This window comes from Streptomyces sp. HUAS MG91 (assembly GCF_040529335.1).
Lineage (GTDB): Bacteria > Actinomycetota > Actinomycetes > Streptomycetales > Streptomycetaceae > Streptomyces > Streptomyces tabacisoli.
Window position 1 is genome coordinate 7,624,401 of the sequence record NZ_CP159534.1, and the last position, 12,454, is coordinate 7,636,854.

Genomic DNA, 12,454 nt, shown 5'->3' on the forward strand with positions numbered 1-12,454 from the left:
CGTCCGGCGACATCCACGACGGTGGACGCACGGGGGAGCACTCCGGGAGCAGGCGGGTTGCGGGACGGTTGCAGCGGGCCCCGGCGAGCGGAGCGGGACGTTCGGCCCGGGACCTACGCCGGGTCCGGGCCGGGCACGACGTACCGGTATCCGACTCCCCGTACGGTCTCGATGGGGGCCTTGGCGCCCGTGGCGCGGGTGATGCCGCGGCGCAGGCGCAGCACGGCGTACTTCACCCGGGACGGATCGCCGTCGGGGCGGGACCGCCATGCGTGGCGCAGCAACTGTTCGGGGGAGAGCACTTGTCCCGGATTACGGGCGAGGACGTGCAGCAGGTCGAACTCCAGTGACGTCAGGGGCATGAAGACGCCCCGCACCGTCACCTCGCGGGTCGCGAGGTCCAGCCGCAGCCAGCCGTCCTCGATGAGCTGCGCGGGCAGGGTCACCGAGGTCGCCCTGCGCAGCCGGGCCAGGATCAGCGCCTTGGCCAGCCCGTCGGGCATCCCCCACCAGAGCAGGTCGTCGGCGCCGCCCGCCAGCGCGCGCAGCGCCTCGGCCCGCCGGAACGTCCGGTCGACCGCCACGATGCGCAGTTCCTCGGACATCTCCCGGACCCGCCGGAGCACCTCGAAGGGGCGCGTCGACGGGCGCCGCCACCAGGATCAGCGGCAGCGCCCGGCCCTGCGCGCCCGGCACGGAAACCTCCATGCCCCCATGCTCCGGCGGGCCCGGCGCCCTGTCGCGCGGAGCGGGACCCGGCCGGGCACCGGACAGTCCCTACGCGGGACGCCATTCCGGTACCGGCGGCGCCGCGTGGCGCGCGCCCGCCGCCAGCGCCTCCTCGATCACCCCGGGATCGGCGAGCCGGCCGGCGCGCACGACGACGTCCGCTCCGGCCGGTGTCACCAGGGACTTGCTGAAGACGATGACCGCCCACGCGTCGTCGGCGCCGACCTCGCGCACTTCCCACTCGCTCGACAGCGCCGCCAGCACGCCGCGCCCCCGCCAGCGGTAGACCGAGCCCGGGCGGGCGGTCAGCCGGGTGTCCACGCCGCGGATGTGGCGCCGGCGCCCGCCGCGGGTGCGGTAGGCGACGTCGTCGGTCATCCGCGGGGGGCCCGCGCCGCCCCGCGTCAGCGGGTCGTAGGTGAAGGTGGCGCCCGTGCGCTTCCCGCCCTGCCAGAGCGGGAACGAGGAGCACACGATGTGCCAGGTGCCCGCCAGCCGGTCCGGGGTGATGTCGAGACGATCCATGGCGCGGACCTTACGGCGTACCGCCGACGGCCCGCGCTCACGCTGCGTGTTCACCCGAGTGGCAGGAGCGACGGAGCGGTCATAGCCTGGCCGTTGTGGCAGCGCCCGGTACGAAGCTGCCACCGGTGCGCGCGGGGGTGCGCCCGCTCCCAGGCCGGGACACGAGGTGAGAACGATGGACGCCCTGCACCTGCCCGTGATCGTCATCCTGATCGGCGCGGTGTTCTTCCTGCTCCGCAAAGGCGGAGGGAAGCTCTCCCACATCGCCGTGGGCGCGGCATTCGGCTTCTACCTGGCGGGCACGTCGGCGGCATCGGCCGTGTCCTCGACGCTCGACTCCGCGGTCACGGCCATCAGCTCCCTGATGTGACCGGGACGTGACCGGCCGGGTCAGCGCAGTCCGGCGAAGAGATCGTCCTCGGGAAGGGCCGCGCCGGTGGTGTCCTGGACCCGGACGAAGGTCTCCACGCCCATGAACTCGGCGAACCGCTCCTTGCCCATCTTCAGGAAGAAGATGTTCTCGCCCTGGCTGGCGTGCGCGGCCAGCGAGTCGAACTTCTGGTCGCTGAACGCGGTGGCGTCGACCCAGGTGGTGATCTCCTCGTCGGGCAGGCCGATCTCGGCCATCGCGGCGGCCTCGGCGGGATCCGGCTCCGGCATCTCCGGGTGGAACTCGCGCATGATCTCCCCGAACCGCTGCATCCCCGACCGGGGCATCGTGGTCCAGTACACCTTCGGGGTCAGATCGGTCATGGCGACCGCCGCCATCGTGATGCGGTGGGCCTGGATGTGGTCGGGGTGGCCGTAGAAGCCGTTCTCGTCATAGGTGACGACGACATCGGGCCGGTAGTGCCGCATCAGGTCCGCGAGCCGGGCGGCGCCCGTCTCCACGGGGGTCTGCCAGAAGGCCCCGGGCGCGTCGTTGCTCGGCCAGCCCATCATTCCGGAGTCGCCGTAGTCGAGCGTCTCCAGGTCGCTGATCTTCAGGACCTCGCGGCTCGCCTCGAGTTCCTGGCGGCGCATCCGGGCGACGGCCGCGGGATCGTGACCGGGGTCGCCCGGCTTCACCCCTCCCGGCCCGTCACCACAAGCGCCGTCGGTACAGGTCACCAGAACCGTGCGGATGCCCTCGGCCGCGTACCGCGCGAGGATTCCTCCGGTGCTGGTGGCCTCGTCGTCGGGGTGGGCGTGCACCGCCATGAGCGTCAAAGGCCGGTCAGTCATGAACAAGTCCTTCTGCAGAAGCCACGTAACGGTCCCAGTGTGCGGCAAGCACACCGGGACCATGGCGCGGGACCGGCTCAGTCCCTCCCGGAACGGGTGATTCAGGGTGCCCAGGGCGCCTCCACGGCCCAGGTCGTGTCCTCGGTGAACGACTGCGGGCTGTCGGCGGCCCGGGATCCGCCCGGTACGGACAGGTAGACCTCGGCGTTGTAGTGCCGCAGGTACTGGCCCGGATAGTTCTGCGCCATCAGCCGGACCCCGCCCTGCCCGGGCACCGCGCAGAACGTGGCGTCCGCCTTGAACAGGGCCGAGCCGTCACCGGCCTCGCGGTGCACCCGGAAGTCGCGGTGGCGCAGGTACTCGCCCGGGTAGTTGCGGGACTCGAACGAGTAGCAGGAGCCGTCGGCGAGCCCCGGCACGATCCGCCAGGTGGCGTCGTTCTTCAGCAGGTCCGCGCTCGCGGAGTTGACGACCTCCGTGTAGGCGAGGGCGTCCTTGTGCCGGATGTAGCGGTCGGTGTAACCGGGCGTGGTGACCCGCAGCGACTTCAGGCCGGTGGGCAGGGTCGTCGGCCCGCCCGGGTTCGCGGAGGCGGCGATCAGGGCCTGGTTGGCCGCCTTGACCCGCGCCGCGTCGACCTTGACCACCTGACGGTCGTACGTCATGAGGCCGTTGACCTCGTTCTCGACATCGGTGATCTCCGTGTACACGGAGGCCGAGAGCCCGGTCGGCATCTGTTGCAGGCGCAGCGCGTCGATGAGTCCGACGAACCGGTTGTTCAGGTGCGCGGCGTCGGCCTGGTCCTCGTAGCTGAAGCCGTTGCCCGGCGACCACTCGTGGCCCGGCACCCGCATCCCGAGCCCGCCGTACTCGCCGAGCACGGCCGCCCGGGTCGAGGACGGGCTCGTCACTCCTGGGCCGACGTACACGTGATGGTCGATGACGTCGCCGTTGCCGCCGTCGACCGCGCCGCAGCAGTTGATGCCACTCATGTTGTCGACGAGCCGCGAGGGGTCGGCCGCCTTCACCTTGTCGGCGATGCGGGCCTGGTCGTACTGGCCCCAGCCCTCGTTCTGGTCGACCCACATCACGAGCGACGGGGAACTGCGGTGCTCGTCGATGATCTGGTCGAACTCGGCCTCCCACTGGGTGCGGGCCGCCGTATCCGGGGTGCGGGTGTCCATCGCGGGCATGTCCTGCCACACCAGCAGGCCCAGCTTGTCGGCCCAGTAGAACCAGCGCTGCGGCTCGACCTTGATGTGCTTGCGGACCATGTTGAAGCCGAGGTCCTTGTGCTTCTGGAGGTCGTACTTGAGCGCGTCGTCCGTGGGCGCGGTGTAGATGCCGTCCGGCCAGTAGCCCTGGTCGAGGGTGCCGGTCTGGAAGACGAACTTGCCGTTGAGCAACAGGCGTTGCTTACCGCCCACCGTGCCGCGCGAGATCGACCGCATCCCCGTGTACGAGCCGACGGAGTCGACCACCGTGGAGCCGGAGACGAGTTCGGCCTTCACGTCGTACAGGAACGGGTCGTCCGGCGACCACAGGTGCGGGTCGGTGATCCTCACCGTCAGCTCCGAGCCGACCGCGCCGGTCGCCGTGCCGACCGTCGTGCCGCCCGAGCTCACCGTGACCCGTGCGCTCTGCCCGCTGATTCCCGCGCCCTGCACGGTGACCCGCAGCGTCGAGTCGGACAGCCGCGGCACCATGTCGAGCCGGGTGACGTGCGCCGCGGCGGTCGGCTCCAGCCAGACGGTCTGCCAGATGCCGGAGGCCGCGGTGTAGAAGATGCCGCCGCCGGGATGCGGCGTCACGTCGTTGATGCGCTGCTTGCCCACGGCCTGGCCGCCGGTCTGGGTCGGGTCGAAGACCGAGACCACGACGGTGTTCGTGCCGCCGTTGAGCAGCGGCGTGATGTCGTAGCCGAACGCGTCGTAGCCGCCGCTGTGGACCGCTCCGGTCTGCTGGCCGTTGACCCACACCGTCGTACGCCAGTCACTGGCACCGAAGTTGAGCTGGACCCGGCGGCCGTTCCAGCCCGCGGGCACGGTGAAGGTCCGCTTGTACCAGAGCTTGTCGTTCTCGGTGATCTTGCGCTGGATGCCGGAGAGCGCGGACTCCGCGACGAACGGCACCCGGATCTGGTCGGTGAAGGACGCCGGCTGCCCCGCGTCCTTCCCGGTGACGGCGAAGTCCCAGATGCCGTTGAGATTGGCCCAGTCGGGCCGGGTCAGCTGCGGCCTCGGGTACTCCGGCAGCGGATTGTCCCGGGAGACCTGGGCGGTCCACGGGGTCGTCATGGGCGCGGGCTTGGGGCTCCAGGCGGCGGGCGCCGCCGCGGCCGCCGGGGCCAGCGCCGTGACACCGCCCAGGAAGAGGGCGAGAACGGCCAGCAGAACACCGGTGGGTCTTAAGCCGGTGGGGCGCAAGGGCATGGGGGTGCTCCTTCGTCGGATTCATCGGACTCGTCGGAGTGGCGGTCGTGCTTCCCTTGGTGCTGCCTGCCTTTTACAACGCTGTAAGTCGGCTGTACAGACTCCGCGTCGGAACTTCTTCCTCGGCCCCACAGGCCACAACTGGTCGACGGATCAGCCCATTTGCCCGGACTGTCGAAGGGGTGTCGAGGGGGGAGGGGCGTCAGCCGTACATCGATGAACAGGGGGTCGGGCAGCGCCGCCCGGCCCCCTGTTCATCCATGGGTTCAGGCCGCGCTGGTGAGGCTGCCGTCGGCGAACTGGGCGAGGGCGCCGCGCGGGGAACGGCCGACGACGACGGTGCGGGCGTCCACCCGCGCCGCGTGCCGCGCGAGGGCCCGGCCTGCGGCGGCGTGGTCGCCGACGGAGGTGAGGACCCGGCCGTGGGCGGTGACTCCGCGGGCGGCGGCCCGGGCGAGATGGGCGGTCACCGTGGCGCGGGCCCGGTCGCTGGTTCCGTGCGCGGGCCGAACAGCGCGGAACGAACCAGAATGAGTGCCCATGAGCGACATCGAGATCCACGACGACCGCGACGCCGGCTTTCTGCGCGCCCGGGCCGGCGGCCCCGACGGCGACGTCGCCGGGTACATCCAGTACTTCGTCCTGGAGGAGCCGCGGCGCGCCCTCGTGCCGGTGCACACCGTCGTGGAGCCCGCGCACGAAGGGAAGGGCATCGGCGGCTCCCTCGCCCGCGAGCTGTACGCGACCGCCGCCCGGGAGGCGATCGCGGTCGCGCCGCTGTGCCCGTTCGTCGTCCAGTGGGCGGCCCGGCATCCGGGCGAGGCGCCCGCGGCCCCCGACGCGCTCCTCGACGCCGCGCAGGCGGCCGTCGGCGACCACCCCGAACTGTGGTGACCTGCGCGGACGGCTGACGGACGCGGCGGTGCCGGTGCGTAGGGTGCCGGGCATGAAGCTGGCACTCCTGCACACCTCACCCGTCCACGTCCCCGTCTTCGACACCCTGCGCGACGCCGACCACCCCGGCCTCGCGCTGCGCCACGTCGTGCGCGAGGAGCTTCTGGAGCGGGCCCGCGCCGAGGGCCCGTCGGCCGTCGCCGACGACGTCCGCGCGCTGCTTGCGGCCGCGGCCGCCGACGGGGCCGACGCCGTCCTGTGCACCTGCTCCAGCATCGGCGCCGTCGCCCAGGAACAGGCCGCCGCGGCCGGAGTCCCCGTGCTGCGGGTGGACCGGCCGATGGCCGCGCGGGCCGTCGCCGAGGGGCCCCGCGTCGTCGTGGTCGCCACCACCCACAGCACCCTGGGCCCGACCGCCGCCCTCGTCGAGGAGGAGGCCGGCCGCGCCGGACGCACCGTCGATCTGCGCACCGTGCTCGTCGAGGACGCCTGGGAGCTGTTCCTCGCCGGTGAGCGCGAGGCCTACCTCGACCGGGTCGCCGCCGCCCTGGACGCCGTCACCGAGGCCGACGCCGACGTGATCGTCCTCGCCCAGGCGTCCCTGACCGACGCCGCCGCACGCACCCGCACCACCGTCCCCGTGCTCTCCAGCCCGCGCCTCGGACTCGCCGCCGCGGCGGCGGAATGCGCACGCCCCGAAAGCGCTTAGGTTGAGGGAAGTTGTCCGTACCGCAGCCGAGGGACGAGGAACCGCCATGACCGAAGTCGTCATCAGCCCGACCGGATGGGTCGCCGACCAGGCCCGCGTCTACGAGGAGTCCGGCGGCACCAAGGGCACCACCATCCAGGGTGCCCCGTGCCTGCTCCTCGACTACCGGGGCCGCAAGTCCGGGCAGTGGCGCCGCACCGTCCTCATCTACGGCCGCGACGGCGACGACCTGCTGATCGTCGCCTCCTACGGGGGCTCGGACCAGCACCCCCTGTGGTATCTGAACCTGGAGGCCAACCCGGACGTACGGCTGCGCGTCGGGACGGAGCGGTTCACCGCGCGCGCCGAGACCCTCTCGCCCGAGGACAAGGCCCGGGTCTGGGACTCCCTGGTCGAGCTGTTCCCGCCCTACGCCGAGTACCGGCGCAAGACCAGCCGGGACATTCCGGTGGTGCGACTCGTGCGTACGGACGGCTGACAGGACGCGTGGACTCGGCGGGCGTGGGCACGCGCCCCGGGAGACAGTGGAGGTCCACCGCCGTCCGAGGCGGTGGACCCGCCCCTGACGACCCGCTGGAGGCACCGCCATGACCCAGCCGTTCCCCGACCCCGTCCCGCCGGGGCCCACACCGGGCCCGGGGCCGAGTCCGGGCCCGGGACCCGACGTGCCGGATCCCGGACCGCTCCCGGACCCGCTGCCGACCCCGATGCCCCGGCCCGTGCCGGAGCCCTCGCCGTCGCCGGTCCCGCCGGGCCCGAACCCGGACCCCGACCCGACCCCGCCGGAGCCCGAGCCCTCACCCGTGTGAGGCGGTGTGGGGCCGTGTGAGGCTCAGGCCTCCACCTCGGAGCGGTCACCGCCCCAGAGCGTGTGGAACGAGCCCTCGCGGTCGGTGCGCCGGTAGGTGTGCGCGCCGAAGAAGTCCCGCTGGCCCTGGGTGAGCGCGGCCGGCAGCCGCTCGGCGCGCAGCGCGTCGTAGTAGGCGAGCGCCGCCGCGAAGCCCGGCGTGGGGACACCCTGGATGGTCGCGGCGACCAGGACGGCACGCCAGTCGTCCTGGGCCGCGGCGATCTCGTCGGCGAACTCCTTGTCGGAGAGCAGGCTCACCAGGCCGGGCTCGGCCTCGTACGCCGCCGTGATCCGGTCCAGGAAGGCCGCCCGGATGATGCAGCCGCCGCGCCAGATCCGGGCCACCGCGCCCGAGTCGATGTCCCAGTCGTAGGTCTCGCTGCCCGCGGCGATCTCGTGGAAGCCCTGCGTGTACGACACGATCTTCGAGGCGTAGAGCGCCTGCTCGACCCGGTCGGCGAAGGCCGCGGCCTCCGACTCCGGGAGCGCCAGCGCGCTCGGGCCCGCCAGGTGGCGGGAGGCCGCGCGCAGGTCGGCGTGGCCGGACAGCGAGCGGGCGAACACCGCCTCCGCGATGCCGGACACCGGAACGCCCAGGTCGAGGGCGATCTGCACGGTCCAGCGGCCGGTGCCCTTCTGCTCGGCCTGGTCCTGGACGATGTCGACGAACGGCTCGCCCGTCGCCGCGTCGACGTGCGACAGGACCTCCGCCGTGATCTCGATCAGGTACGAGTCGAGCCGGCCCTCGTTCCAGGACCGGAAGATGTCCGCGATCCGCGCGGGGGAGTACCCGGCGACGTCGCGCAGCAGCTGGTACGCCTCGCCGATGAGCTGCATGTCCGCGTACTCGATGCCGTTGTGCACCATCTTCACGAAGTGCCCGGCGCCGTCCGGACCGACGTGCGTGACGCACGGGGCGCCGTCCTTCGCCTTCGCGGAGATCTTCTCCAGCATCGGGCCGAGCGAGGCGTACGACTCCACGCTGCCGCCGGGCATGATGCTCGGCCCGTGCAGTGCGCCCTCCTCGCCGCCGGAGATCCCGGTGCCGACGAAGTGGATGCCCTTCTCCCGCAGCTCCTTCTCGCGGCGGCGGGTGTCCGCGAAGTGCGCGTTGCCACCGTCGATGATCATGTCCCCGGACTCCAGGAGCGGGGCGAACTCCTGGATCACGGCGTCCGTCGCCTCGCCCGCCTTGACCATGATCACCAGGCGGCGCGGCCGCTCCAGCGCCGCCACGAACTCCTCGGCGGTCCCGGCCGGGACGAAGATGCCCTCCTCGCCGAACTCCTCGACCAGCTGATGCGTCCGGGACGCGGTGCGGTTGTGGAGGGCGACGGTGTATCCGTTCCGGGCGAAGTTCCGGGCGAGGTTGCGGCCCATCACCGCGAGACCCGTGACACCGATCTGGGCTTTAGTGCTCATGCCTGTCGCTCCTGGATTGGGAAAATGAAAGATCTTGTTCAGTTCTGGCGTCGTGAGGCGTAGCGTGACTGCTCGTCCCCCCACGAGAAGCCTCTTCGGAGTGCCCGTCCGCACTCTTTACGATCCTGGAGCCGTGCGTGCCTCATTTCGACCTGTCGCTCGACGAACTGCGGGCCTACAAGCCCGCCCTGACGGCCCCCGACGACTTCGACGTCTTCTGGGAGAAGACGCTGGCCGAGGCCGGGGAGTACGCGCTCGACGCGCGGTTCGAGCCCGTCGACCTGCCGTACACGGCGGTCGACGTATTCGACGTTACGTTCGCGGGCTTCGGCGGGCACCCCGTGAAGGGCTGGCTGGTCCTTCCCGCGGGCACCCGGGGGCCGATTCCGGCCGTCGTGCAGTACATCGGCTACAACGGCGGCCGGGGCCTGCCCCACACCCACCTTCAGTGGGCCGCCGCCGGTTTCGCGCACTTCGTGATGGACACGCGCGGCCAGGGCAGCGGCGGCTCGGTCGGTGACACGCCGGACCCGGTCGGCAGCGCCCCCGCGGTCGCCGGATTCATGACCCAGGGGATACAGGACCCGCACGACTACTTCTACCGCCGCGTCTACACGGACGCCGTGCGCGCCGTCGAGGCCGCCCGCTCGCACCCGCTGGTCGACGCCTCCCGGGTCGCCGTGGTCGGCGGCAGCCAGGGCGGCGGCATCTCCATCGCCGTCGCCGGCCTCGTCCCCGACCTGCGGGCCGTCGCGCCCGACGTGCCGTTCCTGTGCCACTTCGGCCGCGCGGCCACGCTCACCGAGCGTCACCCGTACCGGGAGATCGCCCTGTACCTGAAGACGCACATCGGGCAGGACGAGCGCGTCTTCCGCACGCTGTCGTACTTCGACGGCATGAACTTCGCGGCCCGCGCCACGGCGCCCGGTCTCTTCTCGGTCGCGCTGGAGGACCAGACCTGCCCGCCGTCGACCGTGTTCGCGGCGTACAACCACTGGGCAGGCCCGGAGCGCTCGATGGAGGTGTACGCCTTCAACGACCACGAGGGCGGCGGTTCCTTCCAGCAGGCGGTCCAACTCCAGTGGGTCCCGCGGCACTTGAGGGGCTGATTACGGCCACGGTGGCCGACGGCACCCTTGTCACGACGCGTGGGAGCGGCTACTTTGCCGCTCCTACGTGTGCCTGTGGGATGCAGGGCAGCCAAGGGGGCGTTCATGGCATTACGCGGCCGGCACCGCCGGTATCAGCCGAGCCGGGTCAACCGGGCCTCGCTCACCGTGACCGTGGGCGGCGCCGGCATGGCGATCCCGCTGATCGGCGCGGGCGGCGCGCACGCGGCGGACGTCGGCACCTGGAACAAGGTGGCGGCCTGCGAGTCCAGCAACAACTGGAGCATCAACACGGGCAACGGGTTCTACGGCGGCCTGCAGTTCACCGCCTCCACCTGGTCCGCGTACGGCGGCCGGGCCTACGCCCCGCGCGCCGACCTCGCCACCAAGGACCAGCAGATCGCCGTCGCCGAGAAGGTCCTGGAGGGCCAGGGCCCCGGCGCCTGGCCGGTCTGCTCGGAGCGGGGCGGACTGACCCGCGGCGCGGCCGCACCCGTGCGGACCGTCGAGAAGACCAAGGTCGTCAAGGACGTCAAGGACGTCAAACCCGAGGTCACCCCGCAGTCGACGGCGAGCAAGGGCCGCCCGGAGATGTACACCGTCGTCCACGGCGACACCCTCTCCGGCATCGCCGAGACACGGAAGGTGAGCGGCGGCTGGACCCGCCTGTACGCCGCCAACCGCACGGTCGTCGGCGGCGACCCGGACCTGATCGTCCCCGGTCAGCGGCTGACGGTGCCCGGACACGGCAGGAGCGAGCCGAAGGCCGACACCCACCGGACCGCGCCGGGGAAACCGGACGCGAAGAAGACCGAGGCGAAGAAGACCGAGTCCAAGAGGCCCGGGAAGACCGAGAAGGCGCAGAAGACCGAGAAGGTCGAGAAGGCCGAGACCAAGAAGGCCGCCACCGGGCACAAGGCGTCGTCGGGCGGCGTCGTCGCCCCGGTCTCCGCGTCCATCGGCACCCCGTACCACGCGGCCGGTTCCTCCTGGTCGAAGGGCTATCACACAGGCGTCGACTTCGAGGTGCCCACCGGCACGTCGGTGAAGGCGATCGAGGCGGGCACGGTCGTGTCGGCCGGCTGGGGCGGCAGCTACGGCTACGAAGTGGTGATCCGGCACGCCGACGGCAAGTACAGCCAGTACGGGCATCTGTCGGCCCTCGCCGTGAAGAGCGGACAGCGCGTGGTGACCGGGCAGCGCATCGCCCGCTCCGGGTCCACGGGCAACAGCACGGGCCCGCATCTGCACTTCGAGGTGCGGACCGGGCCCGGCTTCGGCAGCGACGTGGACCCGCTCGCCTATCTGCGGGCCCACGGCGTCAGGATCTGAGGAACCGGTCCTCGCACGGGCTGCCCAGCCGACCGCGCCGGTCCTTGGACTGGCGCGGCAGGCTGTCCAGCGCCGCGGGACTGTCCGGGACCGCCGGGCTGTCCCGCGCCGCCGGGCCGCCCGGAGCCGTCAGACCGTCGGGAACCGTCCGCCCGTCCGGGACGGCCGTACCCGCCGGGCCGACCTCATCGTCACGCTCCGCGACCTCAGGTGAACCGTGGGCGACGACCTGCCCCGGCTGCCCGCGCCCGATGCGCTCGGTCGTCAGCAGGATCAGGCCGCCCGCCGCGACGACACCGCAGCCCAGCGCGAGCACCGTACCGATCGTGCCGTGCCGGAACGTCTCGCCGAACAGCGTGATGCCGACCGCCGCCGCGACCACCGGGTTCACCACCGTGGCGGTGGCCAGCGGCACGGCCAGGCCCGCACCCCGGTAGGAGGCCTGCGACACGAGCATGCCGGTGACGGCCAGGCCCGCGATCGCCAGCAGCGTCGTGAGCTGCTCCAGCGGCTCGCCCGACCAGTCCACGGCCACCGACTTCGTGAACACCGACGCCATGCCGAACGCCCCGCCCGCCGCGACGGCCAGCAGGACCGAGCGCACCACCGGGTGCCGGTGCACGGCCCGCGCCGACGTCAGCAGGACCAGCACGCCACCGGCCGTGATCAGGCCGACGAGCAGCCGCTGCGGCCCGCCCAGGGACTGCTCGGAGGCGTCCCCGGTGAGGGCGAGGAGGCCCGCGAGACCGGCCGTCGCCATGACCGCCCCGCGCCACGCGGTGGCCCCTGCCCGGCGCCCCACGAGCAGGGCCGCCATCGGCAGCGCCAGGACGATCGTCAGCGCGCCCAGAGGCTGCACCAGGCTCAGCGGGCCGAAAGCGAGCGCCACGACGTGCAGCAGGGCGCCCAGGCCGTTCAGGCACCCCGCGCCCCACCACGCGGGCCTGCGCAGCGGCGCGTACGCCGTCTGCGGGGAGGTCTCGGCCACCCGCTCCTGCACGATCGCCCCGCCCGCGTAGGCCACCGCGGAGACGAGCGACAGCAGCACGGACAGCGCCAGGGCGCTCATGAGGCGGTCCTGGGGGAGCGGTGCGGCCGACGGTCGGTTGTCATACCTCTACGATCTCTCGTTCCGGCTTTTCGTGTCGTCCGCCCTGAGCAGTCATTGGGTCCTACTGCCGATGGAGTACCCAGGATTCCGAGTCATCCCCAGGGCGGGTGTCCAGAG

At 72.3% G+C, this 12,454-nt stretch carries 12 protein-coding genes and 1 pseudogene; 6 read left to right on the forward strand and 7 right to left on the reverse strand.

The genetic code is table 11. From position 1 onward, the window contains the following. Nucleotides 1–113: 113 nt before the first annotated feature. Together ABII15_RS34445 and ABII15_RS34450 are read right to left on the reverse strand one after the other, a co-directional pair. Nucleotides 114–605, reverse strand: a complete 492-nt coding sequence (locus ABII15_RS34445; RefSeq protein ID WP_353946198.1) for a response regulator transcription factor — start codon at nt 603–605, stop codon at nt 114–116. Between the two features lie 172 nt (nt 606–777). Beyond that, nucleotides 778–1,254 carry a hypothetical protein gene (locus ABII15_RS34450; protein WP_353946199.1) on the reverse strand — a complete coding sequence of 159 codons (477 nt, stop codon included), beginning with the start codon at nt 1,252–1,254 and terminating at the stop codon, nt 778–780. Between the two features lie 175 nt (nt 1,255–1,429). On the opposite strand from ABII15_RS34450, the gene ABII15_RS34455 reads away from it, so the two are divergent. Beyond that, complete coding sequence (locus ABII15_RS34455; RefSeq protein ID WP_111661371.1) at nt 1,430–1,624, forward strand: DUF2304 domain-containing protein; 195 nt, start codon at nt 1,430–1,432, stop codon at nt 1,622–1,624. Between the two features lie 20 nt (nt 1,625–1,644). Here the strand turns inward: ABII15_RS34455 and ABII15_RS34460 are convergent, their stop codons facing one another. From ABII15_RS34460 to ABII15_RS34470, 3 genes and pseudogenes are all read right to left on the reverse strand, one after another. Continuing rightward, the gene (locus tag ABII15_RS34460) at nt 1,645–2,478 is read right to left on the reverse strand and encodes a PIG-L family deacetylase (protein WP_353946200.1); all 834 of its coding nucleotides are present in this window, start codon (nt 2,476–2,478) and stop codon (nt 1,645–1,647) included. Nucleotides 2,479–2,579: 101 nt separating this feature from the next. After that, nucleotides 2,580–4,910 carry an AbfB domain-containing protein gene (locus tag ABII15_RS34465; RefSeq protein WP_353946201.1) on the reverse strand — a complete coding sequence of 777 codons (2,331 nt, stop codon included), beginning with the start codon at nt 4,908–4,910 and terminating at the stop codon, nt 2,580–2,582. 269 nt (nt 4,911–5,179) lie between these two features. Beyond that, nucleotides 5,180–5,404: pseudogene (locus tag ABII15_RS34470) on the reverse strand (universal stress protein); the annotation flags it as partial. A 46-nt stretch (nt 5,405–5,450) separates the two neighbouring features. Here ABII15_RS34470 and ABII15_RS34475 point away from each other — a divergent pair. The 3 genes from ABII15_RS34475 to ABII15_RS34485 are packed head-to-tail and all read left to right on the forward strand — an operon-like array spanning nt 5,451 to nt 6,991. Then, nucleotides 5,451–5,804, forward strand: a complete 354-nt coding sequence (locus tag ABII15_RS34475) for a GNAT family N-acetyltransferase (protein WP_353946202.1) — start codon at nt 5,451–5,453, stop codon at nt 5,802–5,804. Nucleotides 5,805–5,856: 52 nt separating this feature from the next. Continuing rightward, nucleotides 5,857–6,513 (forward strand): aspartate/glutamate racemase family protein, encoded by a 657-nt coding sequence (locus tag ABII15_RS34480; protein ID WP_353946203.1) that lies wholly within the window; start codon nt 5,857–5,859, stop codon nt 6,511–6,513. A gap of 46 nt (nt 6,514–6,559) precedes the next feature. Beyond that, the gene (locus ABII15_RS34485) at nt 6,560–6,991 is read left to right on the forward strand and encodes a nitroreductase family deazaflavin-dependent oxidoreductase (protein ID WP_353946204.1); all 432 of its coding nucleotides are present in this window, start codon (nt 6,560–6,562) and stop codon (nt 6,989–6,991) included. 354 nt (nt 6,992–7,345) lie between these two features. Here ABII15_RS34485 and gndA read toward each other — a convergent pair whose 3' ends face one another. Beyond that, nucleotides 7,346–8,785 carry an NADP-dependent phosphogluconate dehydrogenase gene (gene gndA / locus ABII15_RS34490; protein ID WP_353946205.1) on the reverse strand — a complete coding sequence of 480 codons (1,440 nt, stop codon included), beginning with the start codon at nt 8,783–8,785 and terminating at the stop codon, nt 7,346–7,348. Between the two features lie 137 nt (nt 8,786–8,922). Between gndA and ABII15_RS34495 the strand changes: the two genes are divergently transcribed. Both ABII15_RS34495 and ABII15_RS34500 read left to right on the forward strand, forming a co-directional pair. Further along, nucleotides 8,923–9,894: an acetylxylan esterase gene (locus tag ABII15_RS34495; RefSeq protein ID WP_353946206.1), complete on the forward strand. Its 972-nt coding sequence runs from the start codon at nt 8,923–8,925 to the stop codon at nt 9,892–9,894. A 105-nt stretch (nt 9,895–9,999) separates the two neighbouring features. Beyond that, entirely contained in the window at nt 10,000–11,226 is a 1,227-nt protein-coding gene (locus ABII15_RS34500; protein WP_353946207.1) for a transglycosylase family protein, read from the forward strand. Here the strand turns inward: ABII15_RS34500 and ABII15_RS34505 are convergent. Then, nucleotides 11,216–12,295: a DMT family transporter gene (locus tag ABII15_RS34505; RefSeq protein WP_353946208.1), complete on the reverse strand. Its 1,080-nt coding sequence runs from the start codon at nt 12,293–12,295 to the stop codon at nt 11,216–11,218. The genes ABII15_RS34500 and ABII15_RS34505 overlap by 11 nt on opposite strands. Between the last annotated feature and the right edge of the window lie 159 nt (nt 12,296–12,454).

Coding starts and splice junctions, on each gene's coding strand:
- gndA (WP_353946205.1), bottom strand. CDS start 8,785: ATGAGCACTAAAGCCCAGATCGGTGTCACGGGTCTCGCGGTGATGGGC.
- ABII15_RS34480 (WP_353946203.1), top strand. CDS start 5,857: ATGAAGCTGGCACTCCTGCACACCTCACCCGTCCACGTCCCCGTCTTC.
- ABII15_RS34445 (WP_353946198.1), bottom strand. CDS start 605: ATGTCCGAGGAACTGCGCATCGTGGCGGTCGACCGGACGTTCCGGCGG.
- ABII15_RS34505 (WP_353946208.1), bottom strand. CDS start 12,295: ATGAGCGCCCTGGCGCTGTCCGTGCTGCTGTCGCTCGTCTCCGCGGTG.
- ABII15_RS34450 (WP_353946199.1), bottom strand. CDS start 1,254: ATGGATCGTCTCGACATCACCCCGGACCGGCTGGCGGGCACCTGGCAC.
- ABII15_RS34460 (WP_353946200.1), bottom strand. CDS start 2,478: ATGACTGACCGGCCTTTGACGCTCATGGCGGTGCACGCCCACCCCGAC.
- ABII15_RS34465 (WP_353946201.1), bottom strand. CDS start 4,910: ATGCCCTTGCGCCCCACCGGCTTAAGACCCACCGGTGTTCTGCTGGCC.
- ABII15_RS34455 (WP_111661371.1), top strand. CDS start 1,430: ATGGACGCCCTGCACCTGCCCGTGATCGTCATCCTGATCGGCGCGGTG.
- ABII15_RS34475 (WP_353946202.1), top strand. CDS start 5,451: ATGAGCGACATCGAGATCCACGACGACCGCGACGCCGGCTTTCTGCGC.
- ABII15_RS34500 (WP_353946207.1), top strand. CDS start 10,000: ATGGCATTACGCGGCCGGCACCGCCGGTATCAGCCGAGCCGGGTCAAC.
- ABII15_RS34485 (WP_353946204.1), top strand. CDS start 6,560: ATGACCGAAGTCGTCATCAGCCCGACCGGATGGGTCGCCGACCAGGCC.